This is a genomic window from Streptococcus cristatus, assembly GCF_019685515.1.
Lineage (GTDB): Bacteria > Bacillota > Bacilli > Lactobacillales > Streptococcaceae > Streptococcus.
Map to the genome: position 1 here is coordinate 247661 of NZ_JABFFN010000001.1, position 24605 is coordinate 272265.

Annotated in this window: 18 protein-coding genes; 15 read left to right on the top strand and 3 right to left on the bottom strand. The window is 43.6% G+C overall.

Annotated elements, in window-relative coordinates; all coding sequences use genetic code 11:
- The first annotated feature begins 107 nt into the window (after window positions 1–107).
- The 5 genes from FOA33_RS01280 (at window position 108) to FOA33_RS01300 (ending at window position 6298) form a co-directional block, all read left to right on the top strand.
- On the top strand, window positions 108–866 hold the full coding sequence (locus tag FOA33_RS01280; RefSeq protein WP_221160372.1) for an isoprenyl transferase: 759 nt from the start codon (window positions 108–110) through the stop codon (window positions 864–866).
- Between the two features lie 8 nt (window positions 867–874).
- Complete coding sequence (locus tag FOA33_RS01285) at window positions 875–1678, top strand: phosphatidate cytidylyltransferase (RefSeq protein ID WP_221160373.1); 804 nt, start codon at window positions 875–877, stop codon at window positions 1676–1678.
- Window positions 1679–1693: 15 nt separating this feature from the next.
- Window positions 1694–2950 carry an RIP metalloprotease RseP gene (rseP, locus tag FOA33_RS01290; RefSeq protein WP_221160374.1) on the top strand — a complete coding sequence of 419 codons (1257 nt, stop codon included), beginning with the start codon at window positions 1694–1696 and terminating at the stop codon, window positions 2948–2950.
- Window positions 2951–2966: 16 nt separating this feature from the next.
- Window positions 2967–4820 (top strand): proline--tRNA ligase, encoded by a 1854-nt coding sequence (locus tag FOA33_RS01295; protein ID WP_221160375.1) that lies wholly within the window; start codon window positions 2967–2969, stop codon window positions 4818–4820.
- Between the two features lie 98 nt (window positions 4821–4918).
- Window positions 4919–6298: a glycoside hydrolase family 1 protein gene (locus FOA33_RS01300; RefSeq protein WP_221160376.1), complete on the top strand. Its 1380-nt coding sequence runs from the start codon at window positions 4919–4921 to the stop codon at window positions 6296–6298.
- A gap of 38 nt (window positions 6299–6336) precedes the next feature.
- Here FOA33_RS01300 and FOA33_RS01305 read toward each other — a convergent pair whose 3' ends face one another.
- Complete coding sequence (locus tag FOA33_RS01305) at window positions 6337–6750, bottom strand: EamA family transporter (RefSeq protein ID WP_221160377.1); 414 nt, start codon at window positions 6748–6750, stop codon at window positions 6337–6339.
- A gap of 215 nt (window positions 6751–6965) precedes the next feature.
- Here FOA33_RS01305 and glmS point away from each other — a divergent pair, with 215 nt between their 5' ends.
- Both glmS and FOA33_RS01315 read left to right on the top strand, forming a co-directional pair.
- On the top strand, window positions 6966–8774 hold the full coding sequence (gene glmS, locus FOA33_RS01310; RefSeq protein ID WP_221160378.1) for a glutamine--fructose-6-phosphate transaminase (isomerizing): 1809 nt from the start codon (window positions 6966–6968) through the stop codon (window positions 8772–8774).
- Window positions 8775–8884: 110 nt separating this feature from the next.
- Complete coding sequence (locus FOA33_RS01315) at window positions 8885–9937, top strand: LLM class flavin-dependent oxidoreductase (RefSeq protein ID WP_221160379.1); 1053 nt, start codon at window positions 8885–8887, stop codon at window positions 9935–9937.
- 230 nt (window positions 9938–10167) lie between these two features.
- On the opposite strand, the gene FOA33_RS01320 is transcribed toward FOA33_RS01315, so the two are convergent.
- Window positions 10168–11025 (bottom strand): 5'-nucleotidase, lipoprotein e(P4) family, encoded by an 858-nt coding sequence (locus FOA33_RS01320; protein ID WP_221160380.1) that lies wholly within the window; start codon window positions 11023–11025, stop codon window positions 10168–10170.
- A 366-nt stretch (window positions 11026–11391) separates the two neighbouring features.
- Here FOA33_RS01320 and FOA33_RS01325 point away from each other — a divergent pair, with 366 nt between their 5' ends.
- Genes FOA33_RS01325 through FOA33_RS01355 form a run of 7 tightly spaced genes read left to right on the top strand, consistent with a single transcriptional unit; the run spans window position 11392 to window position 16727 of the window.
- On the top strand, window positions 11392–12396 hold the full coding sequence (locus FOA33_RS01325; RefSeq protein ID WP_221160381.1) for a uroporphyrinogen decarboxylase family protein: 1005 nt from the start codon (window positions 11392–11394) through the stop codon (window positions 12394–12396).
- 11 nt (window positions 12397–12407) lie between these two features.
- The gene (locus FOA33_RS01330; protein WP_221160382.1) at window positions 12408–12611 is read left to right on the top strand and encodes a hypothetical protein; all 204 of its coding nucleotides are present in this window, start codon (window positions 12408–12410) and stop codon (window positions 12609–12611) included.
- A gap of 2 nt (window positions 12612–12613) precedes the next feature.
- Complete coding sequence (locus FOA33_RS01335) at window positions 12614–13612, top strand: uroporphyrinogen decarboxylase family protein (protein WP_221160383.1); 999 nt, start codon at window positions 12614–12616, stop codon at window positions 13610–13612.
- Window positions 13613–13623: 11 nt separating this feature from the next.
- Window positions 13624–14502 (top strand): transporter substrate-binding domain-containing protein, encoded by an 879-nt coding sequence (locus FOA33_RS01340; protein WP_221160384.1) that lies wholly within the window; start codon window positions 13624–13626, stop codon window positions 14500–14502.
- Between the two features lie 32 nt (window positions 14503–14534).
- Window positions 14535–15227, top strand: a complete 693-nt coding sequence (locus FOA33_RS01345; protein WP_221160385.1) for an amino acid ABC transporter permease — start codon at window positions 14535–14537, stop codon at window positions 15225–15227.
- Window positions 15228–15230: 3 nt separating this feature from the next.
- Window positions 15231–15953 carry an amino acid ABC transporter permease gene (locus FOA33_RS01350; protein WP_221160386.1) on the top strand — a complete coding sequence of 241 codons (723 nt, stop codon included), beginning with the start codon at window positions 15231–15233 and terminating at the stop codon, window positions 15951–15953.
- A 9-nt stretch (window positions 15954–15962) separates the two neighbouring features.
- Window positions 15963–16727, top strand: a complete 765-nt coding sequence (locus tag FOA33_RS01355) for an amino acid ABC transporter ATP-binding protein (RefSeq protein ID WP_221160387.1) — start codon at window positions 15963–15965, stop codon at window positions 16725–16727.
- Between the two features lie 83 nt (window positions 16728–16810).
- On the opposite strand, the gene FOA33_RS01360 is transcribed toward FOA33_RS01355, so the two are convergent.
- The gene (locus tag FOA33_RS01360; RefSeq protein WP_221160388.1) at window positions 16811–20527 is read right to left on the bottom strand and encodes a pullulanase; all 3717 of its coding nucleotides are present in this window, start codon (window positions 20525–20527) and stop codon (window positions 16811–16813) included.
- Between the two features lie 442 nt (window positions 20528–20969).
- Between FOA33_RS01360 and rpoB the strand changes: the two genes are divergently transcribed.
- Window positions 20970–24581 carry a DNA-directed RNA polymerase subunit beta gene (rpoB, locus tag FOA33_RS01365; RefSeq protein ID WP_221160389.1) on the top strand — a complete coding sequence of 1204 codons (3612 nt, stop codon included), beginning with the start codon at window positions 20970–20972 and terminating at the stop codon, window positions 24579–24581.
- The last annotated feature ends 24 nt before the right edge of the window (window positions 24582–24605 follow it).

Genomic DNA, 24605 nt, shown 5'->3' on the forward strand with positions numbered 1-24605 from the left:
GCGGCTTATTTTTTGTTACTTACAAGTAATGATAGTAACTTAGCAATAGAAGAAAATAGGGAAGTATGGTATAATAAAACGATAGATTTTTGAATAGGAATAAGATCATGTTTGGATTTTTTAAGAAAGATAAAGCTGCAGAAGTAGAGGTTCCAATACAGGTTCCTAATCATATTGGCATCATCATGGATGGGAATGGTCGCTGGGCTAAAAGACGCATGCAACCACGGGTTTTCGGACACAAGGCAGGGATGGAATCCCTTCAAAAGGTGACCAAGGCGGCCAACAAACTGGGCGTTAAGGTTATTACGGTCTATGCTTTTTCTACGGAAAATTGGACTCGTCCAGATCAGGAAGTCAAGTTTATCATGAACTTACCAGTCGAGTTTTATGATAACTATGTTCCTGAATTGCATGCAAATAATGTTAAAATTCAGATGATTGGGGAGACGGACCGTTTGCCTAAGCCAACTTTTGAAGCTTTGACAAAAGCAGAGGAATTGACTAAGAACAATACGGGTTTGATTCTCAATTTTGCTCTTAACTATGGTGGACGTGCTGAGATTACACAGGCTGTTAAGCTAATTTCTCAGGATGTTTTAGATGCGAAAATCAATCCGGGTGATATCACAGAGGAATTGATTGGCAACTATCTCTTCACCCAACATTTGCCTAAGGATGTGCGAGATCCGGACTTGATTATTCGTACCAGTGGAGAATTACGCTTGAGCAATTTCCTTCCATGGCAGGGGGCGTATAGTGAGCTCTATTTTACGGATACCCTGTGGCCTGATTTTGACGAGGAAGCCTTACAGGAAGCAATTCTTGCCTACAATCGTCGACAACGCCGATTTGGAGGAGTTTAGGAGAAAATATGACCAAGGATTTACAAGAGAGAACACTGTTTGCCGGACTGGCTCTGCTTATCTTCCTTCCCGTCTTGTTTGTTGGCGGGCTCCTGTTGCAGATAGGGATTGGCTTGTTAGCAATGCTAGGCGTTCATGAGCTCCTGCACATGAAGGGACTAAAGAGCATGACCATTGAGGGCACCTTGACCCTCCTTGCAACCTTTGCTCTCACAATCCCCTTAGAAAATTACCTAACTTTTTTGCCGGTTGATGGCAATGTAGTTGCCTACAGTGTTTTGATTACAATAATGTTAGGGACAACCGTTTTCAGTAAAAACTATACAATTGAAGATGCTGCCTTTCCGATTGCTGTGAGTTTTTATGTTGGTTTTGGTTTCAATGCCTTACTAGATGCTCGTATAGCTGGATTTGATAAGGTTCTTCTGGCTCTCTTTATCGTTTGGGCGACAGATAGTGCAGCTTATCTGACGGGGGTGAATTTTGGTAAGCATAAGTTAGCCCCGAGGGTTTCTCCTAATAAGAGTATTGAGGGCTTCATCGGTGGTATTCTAGGTGCTGTACTGATAACGGTAATCTTCATGTTAGTGGACAGCACAGTTGCTCTTCCTTATGGGATTTATAGAATGAGTCTCTTTGCTGCCTTCTTCAGTGTGGCAGGTCAGTTTGGTGACTTAATTGAGAGTGCCATGAAACGCCATTTCGGTGTTAAGGATTCTGGAAAATTTATCCCTGGACATGGCGGTGTGTTGGATCGCTTTGACAGCATGCTGATTGTGTTTCCAATGATGCACTTATTTGGCCTGTTTTAAAGAAAGGAATATTGAATGATTGGATTGCTAACCTTTATCCTGGTTTTTGGGATTATTGTGGTAGTGCATGAGTTTGGACATTTTTATTTTGCCAAGAAATCAGGCATTCTAGTTCGTGAATTTGCCATTGGTATGGGGCCCAAGATTTTTTCCCATATCGGCAAGGATGGCACTGCTTATACCATTCGAATCCTTCCTCTAGGAGGCTATGTTCGTATGGCAGGCTGGGGTGATGATGCGGCAGAAATCAAGACAGGAACTCCAGTCAGTTTAACACTTGCCGACGATGGTAAGGTCAAACGGATCAACCTCTCAGGGAAGAAACTGGATCAAACGGCTCTTCCTATGCAGGTAACCCAGTTTGATTTCGAAGACAAGCTCTTTATCAAGGGTTTGGTCCTGGAAGAAGAAAAGATTTTTGCAGTGGATCATGATGCAACGGTTGTTGAAGAAGACGGAACCGAAGTGCGCATCGCTCCTCTGGATGTACAGTATCAAAATGCTTCTATCTGGGGTAAGCTCATCACCAACTTTGCAGGTCCTATGAATAACTTTATCTTAGGCGTTGTTGTTTTTTGGATTTTGATCTTTTTGCAAGGTGGTGTTAGAGATACTCAGACCAATCTCTTTCACGTCATGCCAGAGGGAGCTTTGGCTAAGGTAGGTGTAGCTGAAACTGCCCAAATTACCAAGGTCGGCTCGCATGAGGTTAAAAATTGGCAAGACTTAACCCAGGCTGTGGAAGAAGATACCAAGGACAAGACAGCTCCGACATTGGATGTGACCATTTCTGAAAATGGTAGCGAAAAACAAGTCACGGTGACTCCAGAAGAGAATCAAGGACGTTACATTCTCGGGGTTCAACCGGGAGTTAAGTCAGACTTTCTATCCATGTTTGTTGGTGGCTTTACAACCGCTGCTGACTCAGGGCTTCGCATCCTTTCGGCTCTGAAAAACTTGATTTTCCATCCAGATTTGAACAAACTCGGTGGTCCCGTTGCCATCTTTAAAGCAAGTAGCGATGCTGCTAAAAATGGAATTGAGAATGTCCTCTATTTCCTATCCATGATTTCCATCAATATCGGGATTTTTAACTTGATTCCGATCCCGGCTTTGGATGGTGGAAAGATTGTGCTCAATATCCTAGAGGCTATCCGCCGGAAACCCCTTAAACAAGAAATTGAAACCTATGTCACCATGGCTGGTGTAGTTATCATGGTTGTCTTGATGCTAGCTGTGACCTGGAATGACATTATGCGACTCTTCTTTTAGATAATCGAGGAATATTATGAAACAAAGTAAAATGCTAATCCCTACGCTTCGCGAAATGCCAAGCGATGCTCAAGTTATCAGCCATGCCCTTATGTTGCGTGCTGGTTATGTTCGTCAAGTTTCTGCTGGTGTTTATTCATACCTACCACTTGCTAATCGTGTGATTGAAAAGGCCAAGAACATCATGCGCCAAGAGTTTGATAAGATTGGTGCGGTGGAGATGTTGGCTCCTGCCCTTCTCAGTGCTGATCTTTGGCGTGAATCAGGCCGTTATGAAACCTATGGTGAAGACCTTTATAAACTGAAAAATCGTGAAAAGTCAGACTTTATCCTAGGTCCGACACACGAAGAGACTTTTACAGCTATTGTCCGTGACTCTGTCAAGTCTTACAAGCAATTGCCACTCAACCTTTACCAAATTCAGCCTAAGTACCGTGATGAAAAACGTCCACGTAACGGACTTCTTCGTACGCGTGAATTTATCATGAAAGACGGCTATAGTTTCCATGCTAATTACGATAGTTTAGATGTGACTTATGACGAGTACAAAGCGGCCTACGAACGTATTTTCACTCGTAGTGGCTTGGACTTCAAGGCCATCATCGGTGACGGTGGAGCCATGGGTGGTAAGGATAGCCAAGAATTCATGGCCATTACACCAGCCCGTACAGACCTCGACCGCTGGGTTGTCTTAGACAAGTCAGTTGCCTCATTTGATGAAATTCCTGCAGAAGTGCAAGAAGAAATCAAGGCAGAATTGCTCAAATGGATGGTTTCTGGTGAAGACACCATTGCCTACTCAAGTGAGTCTAGCTATGCAGCTAACTTAGAAATGGCAACAAACGAGTACAAACCAAGCAACCGTGTCGTTGCGGAAGAAGAAGTGATTCGCGTCGAAACTCCAGGTGTTAAATCCATTGATGAAGTGGCAGCCTTCCTTAACGTGCCAGAAGAGCAAACGATTAAAACTCTCTTCTACATGGCAGATGGAGAACTTGTTGCAGCCCTTCTAGTTGGAAATGACCAACTCAACGAAGTCAAGTTGAAAAACCATTTGGGTGCAGATTTCTTTGATGTTGCGAGCGAAGAAGAAGTAGCAAGTGTTATCCCAGCAGGATTTGGTTCGCTTGGCCCAGTTGCTTTGCCAGAGAATGTGAAAATCATTGCAGATCGTAAGGTGCAAGATGTTCGCAATGCTGTTGTGGGGGCTAATGAAGATGGCTATCACTTGACGGGCGTGAACCCAGGTCGTGACTTCACTGCAGAATATGTGGATATCCGTGAAGTTCGTGAGGGTGAAATTTCACCAGACGGACAAGGTGTTCTAAACTTCGCGCGTGGTATCGAGATTGGTCATATTTTCAAACTCGGAACTCGTTATTCAGCAAGCATGGGTGCAGATGTCTTGGATGAAAATGGCCGTGCTGTGCCAATCATCATGGGTTGTTACGGTATCGGTGTTAGTCGTCTCCTCTCAGCCGTTATAGAGCAACACGCTCGCCTCTTTGTCAACAAAACGCCAAAAGGTGAATACCGTTATGCTTGGGGAGTTAACTTCCCTAAAGAATTGGCAGCATTTGATGTGCATTTGATCACTGTCAATGTCAAAGATGAAGAAGCGCAAGTCTTGACAGAGAAACTTGAAGCCAACTTGATGGAAGCTGGTTACGAAGTCTTGACAGATGACCGTAACGAACGTGTCGGGGTTAAATTCAGCGATAGCGACTTGATTGGTCTTCCAATCCGCATCACTGTTGGGAAGAAAGCGGCTGATGGTATCGTAGAAGTTAAGATCAAGGCAACTGGTGACACAATTGAAGTTCACGCAGACAACTTGCTCGAAACCCTTGAAATCCTAAGCAAGAAATAAAAACTATAATCAGAAGAAAAACAAGGCAAAAATGTAACTAGTTTTTACCTTGTTTTTTCTATATAATGGGAAAAATGAGTAAACGAAGAGGTAAAGCTATGCTAAAATTTCCAAAGGATTTTGTTTGGGGTTCCTCTACTTCTGGACCACAGACAGAAGGACGAGTGCTTGGTGATGGTAAAGGAGATAATCTCTGGGATTATTGGTTCCAAGTAGAACCAAATCGCTACTACAATGGGATTGGACCTGACAAAACATCAACTTTCTATGAAAACTGGGAAAAGGATATTGAGTTTTTGGTAGAGACTGGGCATACAGCCTTCCGAACTTCTATCCAGTGGTCTCGTATTTTCCCACAGGGCCGTGGAGAGGTCAATCCGCAAGGGGTGGTTTTCTACCGTCAGGTCTTTGAAGCTATTAAGGCCAAGGGGATTCGTCTCTTAGTCAATCTCTATCACTTTGACCTGCCTTTTGCCCTCCAAGAAGATGGGGATGGTTGGGAAAATAAGACAACCGTCAAGGCTTATGAAGACTATGCTCGTTTTTGTTTTGAGACTTATGGTGACTTGGTGGACCAATGGATTACCTTTAACGAGCCCATTGTCCCCGTAGAATTTGGCTATTTTTACGATGCCCACTATCCTCACAAGGTAGATGCCAAAGCGGCGGTTAAGGTTGCTTATCATACGCAACTGGCTAGCAGTCTTGCGGTTAAGGTCTGTCATGAAGTTTTGCCTGATTCCAAGATTGGAATTGTCCTTAACTTGACACCAGCCTATCCACGTAGCCAGCATCCTGCAGATGTCAAGGCTGCTCGTATTGCCGACCTCTTCCAAGCCCAATCTTTCCTAGATCCGTCTGTCTCGGGGGCTTATCCACAGGAGTTGGTAGAAATCTTGTCTGAGCATGATTTGCTGCCAGATTCTACAGCTGAAGAGTTGGATCTTATTCGGGAGCATACTGTGGACTTTCTTGGAGTCAACTATTACCAACCCTTGCGCGTCATGGCTCCACGTTTTGCTAAACATCCTGATAGCCCGCTCTTGCCTGAACATTTCTATGAGCCTTACGTCATGCCGGGCCGTAAAATCAATCCTCACCGCGGTTGGGAAATCTACGAGCAGGGGATTTATGATATCGCTCAAAATATCAAGGAAAATTATGGTAATATTGAGTGGATGCTGACAGAGAATGGCATGGGTGTTGAAGGTGAAGAAAAATTCCGTCAAGATGGGATAATTCAGGACGACTATCGTATTGACTTTGTCAAAGGGCATCTGCGTGAACTACATCGTGCTATTGAAGACGGTGCTAACTGTAAGGGCTACTTGATTTGGACCTTTATTGACTGCTGGTCATGGCTCAACAGTTATAAAAACCGCTACGGTTTGATTGAACTTGACTTGGAAACACAGGAACGTCGCCTGAAGAAATCAGGCCATTGGTTCAAAGAACTCAGCGACCATAATGGATTTTAAGAATAAAAAGAGTGAGATGGTGTTCATCTCACTTTTTATTACAATATTATCACTAAGGTTCCGATCGTAATCAGGATACAGCCAATAATTGTTTTAAATGTCAGGATATCCTGTAGAAAGAAAAAGGCTAGAACAAGGGTAATGACGAGACTGAATTTATCGACAGCAGATACCTCAGTCGCATTGCCCATCTGTAGGGCCTTGTAGTAGCAGAGCCAAGAGGCGCCAGTGGCTAAACCAGATAAGATGAGAAAGAGCCAACTTTTTCTACTGATGTTGACAATTTCAGTCTGACTATTGGTCAAGAAAACCATGGCCCAGGCCATAAGAATGACGATGACCGTACGAATAGCAGTTGCTAGATTGGATGGAACTCCCTCAATCCCAATCTTGGCTAAAATTGACGTTAAGGCTGCAAAGACAGCTGATAAAAGTGCGAAGAAAAACCACATGGCAAATACCTCCTCTTTTTATTATAAGTAATTGATGCTGACTTGTCAGATATCAAGTGAAATCTTGATAAAATACCAGGTAGAAAAACTATACCAATTTTTATCCTTGACAAGTGAGAAAAACAAGTATATACTGTTTTTGCTGATTCTGTAAAAGGGAAATCAGACTATACCAATTTAAGGAGAAAGCACAGCTGGTCTGTGTCGTATATACTATGTGTGGAATTGTTGGTGTTGTTGGAAACACAAATGCAACTGATATTTTGATTCAGGGGCTTGAAAAGCTCGAATACCGTGGTTATGATTCTGCGGGGATTTTTGTCCTAGGTGGTGCTGAAAATCATCTAGTCAAGGCTGTCGGTCGTATCGCAGAATTATCTGCAAAGACAGCTGGTGTTGAGGGTACAACTGGTATCGGACATACGCGTTGGGCGACTCACGGAAAACCAACGGAGGACAATGCTCACCCACACCGCTCTGAGACTGGACGTTTTGTCTTGGTGCACAATGGGGTGATTGAGAACTACCTTGAAATCAAGGAAGAATACCTTGCAGGTCACCACTTCAAGGGGCAAACAGATACGGAAATTGCTGTTCACTTGATTGGGAAATTTGTTGAAGAAGATGGCTTGTCAGTTCTTGAAGCCTTCAAAAAAGCTCTTCACATCATCCGTGGGTCTTATGCCTTTGCCTTGGTTGATTCACAAAATCCTGAAGTCATCTACGTGGCTAAGAATAAATCACCACTTTTGATTGGTCTTGGAGATGGCTATAACATGGTCTGCTCAGATGCCATGGCTATGATTCGTGAAACCAACCAATACATGGAAATCCATGACCAAGAGTTGGTAATCGTCAAGGCTAATAGCGTTGAAGTGCAAGACTATGATGGCAATCGCCGTGAGCGTGCTAGCTATACTGCTGAGCTTGACTTGTCTGATATCGGTAAGGGAACTTATCCTTACTACATGCTCAAGGAAATCGATGAGCAACCGACAGTTATGCGTAAGTTGATCCAAGCTTACACAGATGAGGCTGGTCAAGTAGTCGTAGACCCGTCTATCATCAAGGCTGTTCAAGAGGCAGACCGTATCTACATCCTTGCAGCTGGGACATCTTACCACGCAGGATTTGCTTCTAAAAAGATGCTAGAAGAATTGACAGATACACCAGTTGAACTTGGTATCTCATCTGAGTGGGGCTATGGGATGCCACTTCTCAGCAAGAAACCACTCTTTATCTTTATCAGCCAGTCTGGTGAAACGGCTGACAGCCGTCAAGTTTTGGTTAAGGCCAATGAAATGGGAATCCCAAGCTTGACAGTGACAAACGTTCCAGGCTCAACTCTTTCACGTGAAGCCAACCATACCATGCTCCTTCATGCAGGTCCTGAAATTGCCGTAGCATCAACCAAGGCTTATACTGCGCAAATCGCAGCTCTTGCCTTCCTAGCAAAAGCAGTCGGAGAAGCAAACGGTAATGCCAAAGCTCAAGCCTTTGACTTGGTTCATGAGTTGTCAATCGTAGCTCAGTCTATCGAATCAACTCTTTCTGAGAAAGAAACCATTGATGCAAAGGTTCGTGACCTTCTCGAAACAACTCGCAACGCCTTTTACATCGGACGTGGTCAAGACTACTATGTAGCCATGGAAGCCAGTCTTAAGCTAAAAGAGATTTCTTACATCCAGTGTGAAGGTTTTGCGGCAGGGGAACTCAAGCATGGAACCATTGCCTTGATTGAAGAAGGAACGCCTGTCTTGGCCCTCTTATCAGATCCAGTCCTTGCCAACCATACTCGTGGAAATATCCAAGAGGTCGCAGCCCGTGGTGCCAAGGTTCTCACTATTGCAGAAGAGAATGTTGCTAAAGAGACAGACGATATCGTCCTTACGACCGTCCACCCTTACCTCTCACCAATCTCAATGGTCGTACCAACGCAATTGGTCGCTTATTTTGCAACACTCCACCGTGGCCTTGATGTGGACAAACCACGTAACCTTGCTAAGTCAGTAACAGTAGAATAAACCAAGAAAGTCTAGTTGATCTAGGCTTTTTCTAATGAGCAAATTTATTGAAAATAAAACTAATTAGTGATAAAATACCCTAAAACTAAAAGAGATAGCGAGGAAACAGGATGGTAGAATTAGGAATTTCAACATTTGGTGAAACAACAGCTCTAGAAGCGACTGGACAGATTTACAGTCATGATGAACGTATTCGTCAGTTGGTGGCAGAGATAGAGCTAGCTGATAAGGTTGGTTTGGATGTGTACGGGATTGGGGAGCATCATCGGGAGGACTTTGCGGTATCGGCGCCAGAGATTGTTCTTGCAGCTGGGGCAGTCAATACCAAGAAGATTCGTTTGACTAGTGCGGTCAGCATTCTCTCGAGTATGGATCCGATTCGCTTGTTCCAACAATATGCTACCATCGATGCCTTGTCAAATGGACGTGCAGAGATCATGGCTGGGCGTGGTTCATTCACCGAGTCCTTCCCTCTGTTTGGCTATGACTTGAAAGACTATGAAGCTCTCTTTGATGAGAAATTAGACTTGCTCCAGTTAGTCAATGAAAAGACCAAGATAGACTGGCAAGGTCAATTGACCCAAACGATTTCTGGCAAAGAAGTCTATCCTCGTCCTGTTCAGGACAAATTGCCATTGTGGGTGGCGACAGGTGGTCATGTAGAGTCAACAGTGAAGATTGCTCGGGCGGGGCTGCCGATTGTCTATGCCATTATCGGTGGCAATCCGCGCTATTTTAAAAAGCTGATTCAAGCTTATCGTGAGATTGGAAGGGATGCCGGTCATGCGGATAAAGACCTGAAAGTGGGTGCTCATTCTTGGGGCTGGATTGCTGAGGATGGCGAGCAGGCTGTCAAAGATTATTTCCATCCGACTAAGCAAGTGGTGGATGCGATTTCCAAGGACCGTCCACACTGGCAGGAGTTGACTTATGAGCAATATCTTGAACAGGTTGGACCAAATGGTGCCATGTTTGTGGGCAATCCAGATCAGGTAGCAGAAAAATTGATTCGCATGATTGAGGATTTAGACTTGGACCGTTTCATGCTCCATCTACCGCTTGGTTCTATGCCACATGATCAAGTTCTGAGAGCTATTGAGCTCTTTGGCACGCAAGTGGCACCCAAAGTACGTGCTTACTTTGCTATGAAAGAGAGGATATAAAAAAATTCAATCAGTTGAGTCGATTGGTGAGGAACACCCATGGATTCAGAAACAGGTGGAAGTGGTACAAGCGATAGAGCATACTATCTAGTGGAATATATACTGGTTTATACCAAGTACAAGATAAAATAATAAAAAAGACGATTTCCAAGCGGAAATCGTCTCTTTTTGATATTCTCACAAATACGATATCTTGTGGTTGGTGTAAACTGGTAGATAGCTCCCTTATTTTATTTATCAAAACCTTGTAAGTTTTTTTGGCGCTCTTCAGTTTGACCCTTGGCATCCAATTTATTACCATTGTAAACAGTGCTTTCCCATGATCCGTACATTGGGTTAGGGAAAATAATGAATTTCTCACCAAACTCTTTTTGTAATTCCTCTAATTTTTGGTCGCGCTCAGTTTCAGAGGTCTTTGAAAACTCTGCAAAGTCCACAAGATTGTCTCCTAGTAGCATGACTAAGTTGGTTTTTTCTTGGACTGCTTGTCTACGACCTTCTTTAGATTTGACGCCTTTTTCTAAGAACATGAGATGATCGCGGCTTTGTACAGGAATTCCTTCATTTTCTAGGTTTTTGATCGTATCATCTACCTGATCTATCGTACGGTCAGATACATAGTAAATTTGGACACCGTTTTGGTCTGCAAATTGGAGAAAGTCTTTAGCACCTGGTACAGCCTTGGCTGCGGCTTTTTTTACCCAGACATCCCAGTTTTCTGGGGTAAATGCTGTTCCATCTTTGACATTTTGCGCTTGATAAGGGCTATTGTCTAATACGGTTTCGTCCAAGTCCAAAACGATAGAGTAGGGTTTATCTGTCTGTGTTTTTAGTAGTTCTTTTAAACGACCAGTAGCGACATTATAACCTTGTAGATAGAGTGCCTTAGTTTCAGCTGCTTTTTGATACCAAAGAGTTGACATAGTGTTTTCTCTTGAACGCAACTGATCATAGGTCATGGTAACCTGATTATCAGATGTACTACTTTGTGTTGTCTGTGAATTTGCCGAATTTGTGCCACAGCCAGTCAGTAAAATGACGGAAGCAAGTGTAGAAGCAATTGTAATGGTAACTTTGGATATTTTCATAATCCCATCCTCCTAATAATAGTCTATTAATATTGTAGCGTTTTCATGGGATTTGTGCAAGGAAATATCGGGAGAAAATAAATTTTTCAGTAGTAATTTGGTATTAGGATAAAATTATGTACTTAATTTGGGAATGAAGATGGATATAAAAAAATTCAATCGGCTTGATAGAAAATCTATATCAGCTTCTTTTTGGAAAATAGATGAAAATAAAGTGAATCTTTGAAGGGCTAGTAACATCAAGCTTTTCAGGGATTTTTTCTTCATAGATATAGAAATTTTCAATCGAGTTGATAGTCAATATATATTGGGAAAAGGGGAAAAGGAGTGGTAAGATGGTTTCAATCCAAATGGAAGGAGAAAGGTATGGCAAGTAAAAGAGATCTAGTCTTTAGAGCGATTCGAGGTGATGAAGTGGAAAGAGTTCCTGTGGGATTTTGGTTTCATTTTGTAACACTCGAAGAAAAGGGACAGGGATTAAATAATCCACGTATCTTTCAAAAAAGTGTTGATGGGCATCGTAACTATGTGGAAAGGATTCACCCTGATTTTGTCAAAATCATGAGCGACGGTTTTTTCCTTTATCCAAGTAATGTCTATAGTTCTAAGGTTGCAAGCATTCAGGAACTGACTTCTATTGAGTCGATTGGTGAGGAACACCCATGGATTCAGCAACAGGTGGAAGTGGTACAAGCGATTCGAGAGACCTTTACCGAAGAAATCGCTTCTTTCTACAATATCTTTTCACCGATCTCCTACCTCAAGCGCTGGTTCCGTTCAGAAACTTCTCGAGGAGATAGGGAAGTGGCTGATCTATTGCTTGAAAATCCTGAGCGATTCAGAGCGATTCTAGATGTGATTGCAGGGGATATTGCTATCCTAACCCAAAAAATCATCCAGCAAGGCGGTGTTGATGGGATTTACCTCAGCACCCAGGAAATTCAAGATGAGCGCATCACACCAGCACTCTACAAAACCTATATCGAACCGAGCAATATAGCGATTTTGGAGGCAGCTAATCAGGTGGGTGGGACAAATATCCTCCATATCTGTGGTTTTGAAGGTGCGAGCAATGATGTGACGATATTTAAGGACTATCCAGCTCAAGTGGTCAACTGGGCGACTCATCATGAAGATGTTAGTTTGACACAGGGGCAAGAGTTGTTTCCAGGCAAGGCTGTTTTAGGTGGATTTGAAAATGGCAAGAAAAGTTTGCTTTATCAAGGTTCCAAGGCGGAATTGCAAAATGAAACAAGGCGGTTGCTGGCCGAAGCGGGTAGTAAAGGCGTTCTTCTGGGAGCTGACTGTACTGTTCCAGATGACTTTGACTTAGAGAGGTTGGACTGGATTCGGCAGGCAGCTGTTCTCTAAAAGGAGGAGCTATGAAAAGTAAAAGATGGGGCATCTTCATTGCAGTTGTCGGTTTGCTGGCCTTGGTCGCTATAAGCGTCGTAAAAAATGAGCACTGCAAAAATGGAGCGAGATGTCGTGGAGTTCAGGATTTTTCCAAGTCCAGTCTCCCCTTTCTACGCTCAAATGATATTGCAAGCAGTTTATTTGTTGAAAAAGTAAGAAATGGAGAATAAGAATGTCAGAAAAAAGAGAATGGGTTTTAAAAGCATTTAGAGGTGAGAAAGTTGATCGTGTGCCAGTAGGCTTTTGGCACCATTTCACATCAGAAGACGAATGGCTACACGGTTTCTCAAATCCAGCCATTATCGAAAAGAATATTCAAGGCCATAAGCGCTTTATCAGAGAAGTTCAGCCAGACTTTATCAAACTTATGAGTGATGGCTACTTTGCTTATCCAAATCCAGCGATTGCCAAAGGAAAATCACTTCAAGAATTGGCGGCCATTCAACCACTCGGACCAAATCACGCTTGGATAAAAGAGCAGGTGGACTTGATTAAGAAAATCAAGCAAGAGTTTACAGAAGATATCGTTGCGATTTACAATATTTTTGCTCCTGTGACCTATCTCAAGTGGCTGCTTGGGGAAGTATCTGGCGGGGATGACCTCATTGCTGATTTTTTGGTGGAAGATCCTGAAGCCCTTAAAAAGGTGTTGGATGTGATTGCAGAAGATATTGCGAGTCTCAGTCGAGCTGTCATCGAAGAGGCTGGTGCTGATGGAATCTACCTCAGCGTGCAGAGTATCCAAGATCAACGAGTGTCGGCAGCAGAGTATCAAGCCGTCATTGCACCTAGCGAGATAACGGTTCTGGAAGCAGCTAGTGCTGTTGATGGTGTTACTGTTCTTCATATCTGTGGCTACGAGGGAGCGCGAAATGATATTCACCTTTTTGCAGACTATCCAGCCCAAGTCTTTAACTGGGCTGTAGGACCAGAGGGAATCACTCTCAAGGAAGGTCGTGAGATTTTCAAGGGGCGTACGGTTCTTGGAGGATTCGAAAATGGCAAGACGGGCTTGCTGTATACTGGTAGCAAGGACGCCATTCAGGCTGAGGCAAAGAAACTAGTTGCAGAATCTGGGGAACAGGGCTTGGTACTTGGGGCAGATTGTACCATTCCAAGTGATATCGCAGTTGAACGTATCCAGTGGGTGAGAGAAGCGCTTGAAAACTAAAGGAGAAAAAGATGAGTAAAAAAGCATGGATTATCGGTGGTGTAGCAGTTGTTGCAGTAATTGGGGTAACGATTATCGGGAGAAGTTTAACTGGTGCTCCAGCCAAGGAGGGAGGAACGGCTTCGTCTGCTGAAGTCATAACCTTGAAGGTTGCCCATACACAAAACTACGTACCTTATGACTTTGTCAATGAAAAAGGGGAATCAGATGGTTATGAAGTAGCTGTTTTGAAGGCTGTTGATGAGAAGTTGGTAAACTATCAATTTGAATATACGGGTACCAGTGATGACGACCTCTTGATTGGTCTGGAATCAGGCAAGTATGACATCGGAACCAAGGGAGCTTGGTACACAGATGAACGAGCTAAAAAGTTTGTCATTCCATCTGAACCAGTCGGAGCGAGCATCATCGGATTTACTGTCAGAAAAGAAGATGAACAGAAATACAAAACCATTGATGACTTTGCTAAGAATAAAGGGAAATTGGTTCCCATCTCTCCACAGAATGCTCAATGGAATGTTATCACCAGCTACAATGAAAAACATCAGGACGCACCGATTGAGCTGACAGCGGCTGAATCCTTTAAGGTGGCAGATGCCTATGCCTGGGTCTTAGAAGGACGTTATGACGCCTTCTTTGATATCAAACTGTCCTTTGAAAAAGCAGTTACCGCAGAAGATGGCCCTTACCACCAATATGCGGACAAACTCAGCTGGTTCCCATACAAGGGTATTCCAACTTATCCCTTGATTCACCGTGATGAAAAGGGTGAGAAATTTGCTAAAGAATACGAAAAAGCAATTAAAGAATTGAAAGAAGATGGCACGCTTGCTAAGCTATCTCAGCAATACTTTAAAGAAGATGTCTTTAGTTACGTAGACAAAGACTAGACCAGAAATTCCAAGACTAGAAAGGGTTTTGCATGGTTTCTTATGATTTTTCCAAGGTCTTTCAGTTTTTGCCGACCTTATGGCAGGCACTTCCTATGACCTTGTCTATTCTCTTTTTTACCACTCTTCTTGGTTCCCTTTTTGGAGGTCTCTTGGCCTGGGCACAAGTAGGAGAAGACAAGAGTTTTACAGCGATTTCCAAAGGCTATATCTTTACCCTTCGTTGTACACCGCCGATTATCTTGCTTTTTCTAGTCTTTTATGGCTTGCCAGAATTTCTGAAATGGTGGCTTGGTTTGGATATCAACAACTGGTCTAAAACTATTTTTGTTCTCCTGACGATGATTCTCTTGTTTGCGGCTATTGTTGCCGAGGTTTTCAAGGCGGCCTATCAAGCTATTCCAAAGGGGCAGACAGAGGCTGGGCTTAGTATTGGTTTGACTCCAAGTCAGACTTTTTGGAGAATCATTTTTCCTCAAGCTTTTCAAGTTGCTCTTCCCAATATAACGACCGCTATTCTCAATCTTATGCGGGATGCTGCCTTGGCCTATACGATTGGTTTCGTTGATGTTATGGGGGCAGGCAATCTCTTGATCAGTCGTAATTTAGGGAACTACTCTCTGGAAACCTATACGGCAGTTGCGCTTCTTTACTGGGGCATTGCCTTGGTTATTTCTAGCTTGAGTCGTTTGCTTGAGAAGTCTTTGGAAACAAAAGGGAGGTAAGAAATGGATATAGACTATATTGTAAAGACCTTTCTGGAGACTTTGAAGGGTGTGCCGATCACCTTGATTATCATGATTGTGGCTATGGTCTTAAGCTTTTTACCGGCTCTATTTTTAGCCTTGGGGCAGATTTACAAGGTTCGAGGGGTGAGGAGTTTTTCTCTGGTCTATCTGGCCTTTATCCGAGCGACTCCACCGATTTTATTGATTCTCTTCTTTTATAGTTTGTTTCCAAGCCTGCTGAATCAATTTCTCAAAAGCATAGGAAGTGACCTTGATATTTTCAAGCTTGACCCTCTCTATTATGCCTTTATCATTTATAGTTTGATGACAGTCGGGAGTTTATCGGAGATTTTGCGTTCAGCGATCTTGACGGTGGACAAGGGACAACTAGAGGCAGCGCATGCGATTGGGCTAACTACGAGCCAGGCCTATCTAAGGATTGTTTTTCCTCAAGCCTTGCGCTCAGCCTTGCCTAACTTGGCCAATCTGGTGATCAATATCGTCAAAGGGACCTCCTTGGTCTTTGTCATGACCATCAAGGATATCACTGCTATTGCTCGTGTGGAGGCGTCCTACGGTTACCAGTATTTTGAGTCTTATTTTGTAATCTTTTTGCAGTATATTTTGATCTGTGGTTTGATTCAGTGGGGCTTCTCCCTACTGGAGAAAGGCTATGTGAAAAAAGAAAAGAGTGCCAAAGCATCTAGCGCACGTTTTGTATAGGAGGACAGGATGTTACAAGTAGAACATATCGCAAAAACATTTGGAGAGAGGCAGGTGCTGGAGGATGTCAATCTCCAGGTCAATCAAGGGGATGTCGTTGTTATCTTAGGACCATCAGGTTCGGGGAAAACGACCTTTCTCCGTTGTTTCAATCACTTAGAAAAAGCTGACAGTGGCCGTTTGACCTTGGCAGGAAAAACTTATGACTTAGCCAAATTAAGCAAGAAAGACATTCTAGAAATTCGCCAAAAAACAGCCTTTGTTTTCCAACACTACAATCTCTTTGCAAATAAAACTGCTCTGGAAAATATTCTAGAAGGCCTAATCGTAGCTCGTAAAGTTCCTAAGGAAGAAGCGCTCAAACGTGCAGAATCTGCCTTGGGGAAAGTTGGTTTACTGGCCTACAAAGACTACTACCCTTCCCAGCTATCTGGAGGGCAACAACAACGAATAGGAATTGCGCGTGCTATTGCCGTCAAGCCCGAGGTCATTTTGCTGGATGAACCAACATCAGCACTAGACCCTGAGTTGGTTGGAGATGTTTTGGATGTTCTGAAACAGTTGGCGGGAGAAGGTGTGACCATGGTGGTCGTCACGCATGAGATGGGATTTGCTAGAGATGTCGCTAACCACGTTATTTTCATGGATGGAGGCCGTATCGTAGAGGAGAACAATCCACATGATTTCTTTAGTCGTCCGCAAGAAGAACGTACCAAGCAGTTCCTGGCTCGTATCTTATCAGACGCTAGCTATAGTGTAGAATATATGATTTGATAGATAAGTGTATCATAAAAACAACACCCCATGACTAGAAGATACTTCTGACCATGGGGTATTTTTTCTATAGGAGGGCTAGGTTATTGCTTTTTCTTGTTTTTTATCAACCATCCAAGTCCGAGAAGGGCAAGGATGCTAAATCCAGCAAGGGCAAGAAGGGATTTGCTCTCAGTTCCTGTGTTTGGAAGGATTTTCTGAGAAAGAGCCTCTGCAGCAGTTTCTTGAGTGTCAGGATTTGCTGCTAGGTTTTGAGCTCGGCCTTGTTCTGGTTCAACTTCCAAGCTAGAAAGATCAAATTCTGGTTTTTCTTCCATAGCTGGAGCGACGATGGCGCCACCTTGAGACAAGCGGAGAACAACGGCAGTGAGAGCGTTCAATTTCAAGCCTTTTTCAGTCCATTCGAGACCTTGAGGTTTAGCGATTCCTACTGGTCCGGCTTGGTTTTCATCTGCGAGGACTTCGGCCTTTCTCAAGTGAGCAAAGGCAGTTCCCAAGTTGAATTCGCGAGCCTTATCATCTGCATTGACAAAGACTGCGTAGATATCTCCGTTTGGAGCTGTGATTTGGTAGCCGATGACCACGTCTTCTTTTTCAACACCATTTTGGCCTGGGACAGTGATGAGTTGGACGCGTTCTTTGATATCTTGTAGACTCTTGAGTCGGAAGGCGTCTGTAGATTGACGAAGAGCAATCAATCCTTTCATGTAGTCATGGCTCTTGACATTTTCAGGATATGCTTTGCTATCAGTAGCCTTGGTCCAATCAAACTTGTTGACAGCATCACTAGAGTCGTAAGAGTCATGGATAAAGTAAGGATAGACAAATGGTTTGCCGTCTTTGTCACGTAACAAGTGAGATTTGTTTGGCACCTTATCGTCTGGGACAGGAGTCTTGTAGGCTGGGTCAAGGAATTGTTTGGTACGTCCATATTCCTGCCCAGAGTGGATAAACGGAGTTCCTTGAGCAGTCAAGACCATGAGGTTTCCAAGTCGCAAACGACGATGGATCTCAGCGTAGTTTTCCGCCTTGCTTGGGTCTTTTTTGATAGACTGGGCAATGATGTCAAAGAGGGTCAAGTTATCATGGGCTGCGATATACTGGATCACATCTCCAGGACTGTCTGCTTCAAAGTTAGTTGGTTGAGCAATCAGATTTTTAAAGATGGTATTGATATCGCGTTTTCCACCTGTGATAAAGGCAGGCTGCCCTTCGTTTGGATAACCAGACTTGAGGTTGTTACGGATATCATCTGAAAAGACAGCGACAGTATCGGTATGTTTCATCCAATCTTGGTCAGCAGGCTTGGTAGGCATGTTCTCATCACCAGTATAGGTTCTCCAGCCTTCACCTAGCATGATAAGATTTGGATTGAGGGCGCGTGCAGCCTTGTAAGCTTCTTCGATTGAAGCTGCATCGTGATCACCCATCATATCGAAACGAAAACCATCCACTTTGTAGGTTTCAACCAGATACTTGATGGAGTCTACCAAGACACGCTTAGACATGTAGTGGGTTGTTCCTAAACGGCCGCCTCCAAAGCTAGTACGTGGAGTTCCGTCTGCGTCCATAAAGTGGTAGTAGTTTGGCTCAATATCTTCAAAAATATCAACATTGGCAGTATGGTTGTAGACCACGTCCAGGATAGCCCCCATGCCACGTTTGTGGATTTCGTTGATGAGGTTTTTGAATTCGGCAATACGTTTTTCTGGATTCTTAGGATCGCTTGAGTACATACCAGTCAAGGAGAAGTAGTTTTGAGGGTCATATCCCCAGTTGTAATTGCTGTTGCTTGAAGCGTAGGCAGACAAACGCTCATGGTTTTTCAATTCATTGACAAAGTAGTAAGACAAGACTGGAAGGAGCTGGATGTGGGTCACACCCAAGTCCTTGAGATAGTCTAGTTTTTCGATAAAGGCTTCAAAGGTACCAAATGGCTTGGTCAAGTCTTTTGCGATGGCAGGATCCGAAGTGAAGTCACGCACATGAGCTTCATATATAACGGCATCTTCACGCGATTTGAAGTTACGAATCTTCCCATAGGTCAAGTCTTGCGGACCTAGTTTGGATGGATCAACAAAGGCAGCCTTAGCGACCTTATGAGCGGCATCTGTTTTTGCTAGGTCACTGTTCCAAGCCGCTAATGATTTGGCATAAGGGTCAAGAACGAGGACAGTTTTACCTTGGCGCTCGATTTGGTAGTGGTAGTAATAGCCAGTGTAGTTGCTGATACCGAGACCAGAGTTTGCATCCAGAGTTTGTTTCCAGGTTCCTTTTTCTCCTTTTTCAAGGGCGACAGTTCCAACTACTTTTTCAGGGTCTTTCTTGTCATAGACAACAACGGAAACCTTATCAGCACTTGGAGACCAGAGGGTGAGATCAACCCGCTTGCCATCTTCTTTTAGAGTTGCGCCGAGTGGACCATCGTAACTGTAGGACTCATCCTTGAGGCGCCAGCTTGAACGTGTGGTAAAGCGGTCTGAATTGTAGCTGACAGTGTAAGGGTGTTGAGTGTCAGAGAAGTCGCCGATGTAAGTCACTTTTTTACCTGCCTCATCTACTTCCACGTCTGTGATAGCCACTTTATTTCCTTGGTAATCAGTGATGCTGGAGTGTTTGAGGATGTCGTCTTTCTTAGCTCCAACTAGGGTAGAAAAACTGCTTTCGATACGAGATTTAGCCACGTGTTGGGCACCAGTCATGCGGATATCGTGCACATAGTAGGGGTTGGTGTAGATGGTTTCGTCATCATCTTTGAGGAAAATCTGACTGTGATTTTTTAGATCAGTGAATTTATAATCCTCTTTTCTGATTTTCACATCATCGCCTTTCTTGCTTTCGTCTAGTAATAAAAATCCAAATTCTCTCGCAGCTTCATTGAGTGGGATATCAATGTAGCGACCATATTTTCCAGTTGCGGTAAAGTCAGTACCGTCAGGCCATTCTCCACTGCTTGGAGTCTTGACATCGCCCCAATACCAGAGAGATTTTTTGTCGTAGTTGCCATCGGTGCGGTCATAGTTGACACGGACAGTTCCTGCTGGCTGAGGACGGTAGTTGTATACCTTGTAGTTTTCATCTAGCCAAGCCTCATTCATTTTTGGAGAGAGACGCTCTACTGAACGGTCTCCGGTAAGGTTATCCCCCTTGGTATTGTTGATAAGGAAGCTGACTTTCTTGGCTTGCTCATTTTTGAGTTTGACATCGAGGTAATAGCCGTAGTCATCTTGCTTGGCATCCTTAAAGGACTTGGCTCCATTGGGCCAGTTTTCAGACGGTTTTTCAACATCGTCCCAAGTCCAAAGACCTTGAGAGTCTTTGTTTTCTTCAGGGAGTTTTTTTACATGGATGCGGAAGTGGTTATCTGCGATGGGTTCTTCAGAGGATGTATCAGCTTGTGGTTTTTGATCTGAAGTTGGCGTTGAAGTGCTGGCATTTACTTTCTCTTCCTTGCTGTCAGCCTGGTTTGTAGTAGCATCTTCTGTTTTAGGTGTTTCTGGCGCTGTAGTAGTTTCCGCAGCTGGGGCTTCCTTTTTAGAATCAAGGGAAGCGTTTGCATTCTTTTGTTCAGAAATAGGCGTTTCCTTTTGAGTTTGACTCGTTTCAGTCTCAGTAGGGGCCTTGGTCACAGCGCTGATATTTTCCTGAGTTTGAGGCAGGTTTTCGTTGGCCGAAATAGTTGGCATTGTAGCAGAAAGCAAGACAATGCTGGCACCAATGAGGACAGAACCAGTTCCGTTCTTCAAGGAACGGATACCATAAATCATTTTTTTCTCAGTTTGAGATGGGATCTTTTTCATCACAATTCTCCTTGTGTAGTTGTTCCCTATCAGTATAGCACGAGGTAAACATTAGTGCAAGCGTTTTCCTAACTTTTAAGAGAAAATATAATGCTTCATTCTCTTGAAATTTTAAAATAATATATAGGAAAAGATTGTTTAAAAAATAGTAAAAAAACCTTGAAAAATCTAGCTAAATAAGGTATAATACGAGTAATCATTTGTCGTAGGTTTTGTCTGAAATATTGTCCAGACAAGGCTCACAGCAGTTAAATCTTCTGAAAAAGTCAGATTTAGCTGCTCTTTTTGTGCTTTTTTTCAGGTTTTTGAGTGTTTGTAACAAAGATTTAAAGATTCTGAAAATTCATCAAAGGGACACGGTGATAGGGGTTTAAAAAACCATATGACGATTAGAAAAGCCTGATTGACAAGGCTTGGAATTTATTTACAAAGGAGAATCATCTTGGCAGGACATGACGTTCAATACGGGAAACATCGTACCCGTCGTAGTTTTTCAAGAATCAAAGAAGTTCTTGACTTACCAAATTTGATTGAAATTCAAACGGATTCATTCAAAGATTTCCTAGATCACGGTCTTAAGGAAGTATTTGAAGATGTATTGCCAATTTCAAACTTCACAGACACAATGGAGTTGGAATTTGTTGGCTATGAAATCAAGGAACCAAAATACACGCTCGAAGAAGCTCGTATCCACGATGCTAGCTACTCAGCACCAATTTTTGTAACCTTCCGCTTGATCAATAAAGAAACAGGCGAAATCAAGACCCAAGAAGTCTTCTTTGGTGATTTCCCAATCATGACCGAAATGGGTACTTTCATCATCAATGGTGGTGAACGTATTATCGTTTCTCAGTTGGTCCGCTCACCAGGTGTTTACTTTAACGACAAAGTAGACAAGAACGGTAAAGTGGGATACGGCTCAACTGTTATCCCTAACCGTGGAGCTTGGTTGGAACTTGAAAGCGACTCAAAAGACATCGCTTATACTCGTATCGACCGTACTCGTAAGATTCCATTTACGACCTTGGTTCGTGCGCTTGGTTTCTCAGGTGATGATGAAATCTTTGATATCTTTGGTGATAGCGAATTGGTTCGCAATACTGTTGAAAAAGATATCCACAAGAATCCAATGGACTCTCGTACAGACGAGGCTTTGAAAGAAATTTACGAACGCCTTCGTCCAGGTGAGCCTAAGACTGCTGAAAGCTCACGTAGCTTGCTTGTGGCACGTTTCTTCGATCCACGTCGCTACGATTTGGCAGCCGTTGGTCGTTACAAGATTAATAAAAAATTGAACATCAAGACACGCTTGCTCAACCAAACCATCGCTGAGCCATTGGTAGATCCTGAAACGGGTGAAATCTTGGTAGAAGCTGGCACCGTTATGACTCGTAGCGTGATCGAAAGTATCGAGAGTCACTTGGATGGCGACTTGAACAAGATCGTTTATATTCCAAACGATGCAGCTGTTCTGACAGAACCAGTTGTCCTTCAAAAATTCAAGGTTGTTGCTCCAACGGACCCAGACCGTGTTGTAACCATCATCGGAAATGCCAATCCAGACGACAAGGTTCGTGTTGTAACTCCTGCGGATATCCTTGCAGAGATGAGCTACTTCCTCAACTTGGCAGAAGGTATCGGACGTGTGGATGATATCGACCACCTTGGAAACCGTCGTATCCGTGCAGTTGGTGAATTGCTTGCTAACCAAGTACGTCTTGGACTTTCTCGTATGGAACGTAATGTCCGTGAACGTATGTCTGTTCAGGACAATGAAGTTTTAACACCGCAACAAATTATCAACATCCGCCCTGTGACAGCTGCGATCAAAGAATTCTTTGGTTCTTCACAATTGTCCCAGTTCATGGACCAACACAACCCACTTTCTGAGTTGTCTCACAAACGTCGTTTGTCAGCTTTAGGGCCTGGTGGTTTGACTCGTGACCGTGCTGGATATGAAGTACGTGACGTGCACTACACTCACTATGGTCGTATGTGTCCAATTGAAACACCTGAAGGACCTAACATCGGTTTGATCAATAACTTGTCATCATACGGTCACTTGAACAAGTATGGATTTGTTCAAACACCATACCGTAAGGTTGACCGTGAAACTGGTGTAGTCACAAACGAAATCGTTTGGTTGACAGCCGATGAAGAAGATGAATTTACTGTAGCACAGGCTAATTCAAAATTGAACGAAGATGGTACTTTTGCTGAGAAAGTTGTCATGGGACGTCACCAAGGGGTCAACCAAGAGTATCCAGCAGAAGTGGTTGATTACATGGACGTGTCACCAAAACAGGTAGTTGCCGTTGCGACTGCATGTATTCCTTTCTTGGAAAACGATGACTCCAACCGTGCCCTCATGGGTGCCAACATGCAACGTCAGGCTGTGCCATTGATTGATCCAAAAGCACCTTACGTTGGTACTGGTATGGAATACCAAGCAGCTCACGACTCTGGAGCTGCGGTTATTGCTCAGCATGACGGTAAAGTTACCTACGCAGATGCGGACAAGGTAGAAGTTCGCCGTGAAGATGGTTCCCTAGATGTCTACCATGTTCAAAAATTCCGTCGTTCAAACTCAGGCACTGCCTACAACCAACGTACCCTTGTTAAAGTTGGGGACATCGTTGAAAAAGGCGACTTTATCGCTGACGGACCTTCTATGGAAAAAGGGGAAATGGCGCTTGGACAAAACCCAATCGTTGCCTACATGACTTGGGAAGGTTACAACTTCGAGGATGCCGTTATCATGAGCGAACGCTTGGTCAAAGACGATGTCTACACATCTGTCCACCTCGAAGAATACGAATCAGAAACGCGTGATACAAAGCTTGGGCCTGAAGAAATTACTCGTGAAATTCCAAACGTTGGGGAAGATGCCCTTAAAAACCTTGACGAAATGGGAATTATCCGTATTGGTGCCGAAGTTAAAGAAGGGGATATTCTTGTAGGGAAAGTCACACCTAAGGGTGAAAAAGACCTCTCAGCTGAAGAACGTCTCTTACACGCTATCTTCGGAGACAAGTCTCGTGAAGTGCGTGATACTTCTCTTCGTGTACCACACGGTGCCGATGGTGTCGTTCGTGATGTTAAGATCTTTACACGTGCAAATGGAGATGAGTTGCAATCAGGCGTTAACATGCTGGTTCGCGTCTACATCGCTCAAAAACGGAAGATCAAGGTCGGAGATAAGATGGCCGGGCGTCACGGAAACAAAGGGGTTGTCTCTCGTATCGTTCCTGTAGAAGACATGCCTTACCTTCCAGACGGAACTCCAGTCGACATCATGTTGAACCCACTTGGGGTGCCATCACGTATGAATATCGGTCAGGTTATGGAACTCCACCTTGGTATGGCAGCACGTACTCTTGGTATCCACATCGCAACACCAGTCTTTGACGGAGCAAGTTCTGAAGACCTTTGGTCAACCGTTAAAGAAGCAGGTATGGACAGCGATGCTAAAACAATCCTTTACGATGGCCGTACTGGTGAGCCATTTGATAACCGTGTATCAGTTGGTGTCATGTACATGATCAAACTCCACCACATGGTTGATGATAAATTGCACGCGCGTTCAGTCGGACCTTACTCAACCGTTACTCAACAGCCACTTGGAGGTAAAGCTCAGTTTGGTGGACAACGTTTCGGTGAGATGGAGGTTTGGGCTCTTGAGGCTTATGGTGCGTCAAATGTTCTTCAAGAAATCTTGACTTACAAATCTGACGATATCAACGGACGTTTGAGAGCTTATGAAGCTATTACAAAAGGAAAACCAATTCCAAAACCAGGTGTTCCAGAATCCTTCCGAGTTCTTGTGAAAGAATTGCAATCTCTTGGTCTTGACATGCGTGTCCTTGACGAAGATGATCAAGAGGTGGAACTTCGTGACTTGGATGAAGGAATGGACGAAGATGTCATCCACGTAGATGACCTTGAAAAAGCCCGCGAAAAAGCAGCCCAAGAGGCTAAAGCAGCCTTTGAAGCTGAAGAGGCTGAGAAAGCAACAAAAGCGGAAGCAACAGAAGAAACTGCTGAACAAGAATAAGCAGTTCACTTAGAATAGAAAGGG

What these genes read in the sequence shown, in the direction of transcription:
- FOA33_RS01280 (WP_221160372.1), top strand. Translation starts at nt 108, where the DNA reads ATGTTTGGATTTTTTAAGAAAGATAAAGCTGCAGAAGTAGAGGTTCCA.
- FOA33_RS01285 (WP_221160373.1), top strand. Translation starts at nt 875, where the DNA reads ATGACCAAGGATTTACAAGAGAGAACACTGTTTGCCGGACTGGCTCTG.
- rseP (WP_221160374.1), top strand. Translation starts at nt 1,694, where the DNA reads ATGATTGGATTGCTAACCTTTATCCTGGTTTTTGGGATTATTGTGGTA.
- FOA33_RS01295 (WP_221160375.1), top strand. Translation starts at nt 2,967, where the DNA reads ATGAAACAAAGTAAAATGCTAATCCCTACGCTTCGCGAAATGCCAAGC.
- FOA33_RS01300 (WP_221160376.1), top strand. Translation starts at nt 4,919, where the DNA reads ATGCTAAAATTTCCAAAGGATTTTGTTTGGGGTTCCTCTACTTCTGGA.
- FOA33_RS01305 (WP_221160377.1), bottom strand. Translation starts at nt 6,750, where the DNA reads ATGTGGTTTTTCTTCGCACTTTTATCAGCTGTCTTTGCAGCCTTAACG.
- glmS (WP_221160378.1), top strand. Translation starts at nt 6,966, where the DNA reads ATGTGTGGAATTGTTGGTGTTGTTGGAAACACAAATGCAACTGATATT.
- FOA33_RS01315 (WP_221160379.1), top strand. Translation starts at nt 8,885, where the DNA reads ATGGTAGAATTAGGAATTTCAACATTTGGTGAAACAACAGCTCTAGAA.
- FOA33_RS01320 (WP_221160380.1), bottom strand. Translation starts at nt 11,025, where the DNA reads ATGAAAATATCCAAAGTTACCATTACAATTGCTTCTACACTTGCTTCC.
- FOA33_RS01325 (WP_221160381.1), top strand. Translation starts at nt 11,392, where the DNA reads ATGGCAAGTAAAAGAGATCTAGTCTTTAGAGCGATTCGAGGTGATGAA.
- FOA33_RS01330 (WP_221160382.1), top strand. Translation starts at nt 12,408, where the DNA reads ATGAAAAGTAAAAGATGGGGCATCTTCATTGCAGTTGTCGGTTTGCTG.
- FOA33_RS01335 (WP_221160383.1), top strand. Translation starts at nt 12,614, where the DNA reads ATGTCAGAAAAAAGAGAATGGGTTTTAAAAGCATTTAGAGGTGAGAAA.
- FOA33_RS01340 (WP_221160384.1), top strand. Translation starts at nt 13,624, where the DNA reads ATGAGTAAAAAAGCATGGATTATCGGTGGTGTAGCAGTTGTTGCAGTA.
- FOA33_RS01345 (WP_221160385.1), top strand. Translation starts at nt 14,535, where the DNA reads ATGGTTTCTTATGATTTTTCCAAGGTCTTTCAGTTTTTGCCGACCTTA.
- FOA33_RS01350 (WP_221160386.1), top strand. Translation starts at nt 15,231, where the DNA reads ATGGATATAGACTATATTGTAAAGACCTTTCTGGAGACTTTGAAGGGT.
- FOA33_RS01355 (WP_221160387.1), top strand. Translation starts at nt 15,963, where the DNA reads ATGTTACAAGTAGAACATATCGCAAAAACATTTGGAGAGAGGCAGGTG.
- FOA33_RS01360 (WP_221160388.1), bottom strand. Translation starts at nt 20,527, where the DNA reads ATGAAAAAGATCCCATCTCAAACTGAGAAAAAAATGATTTATGGTATC.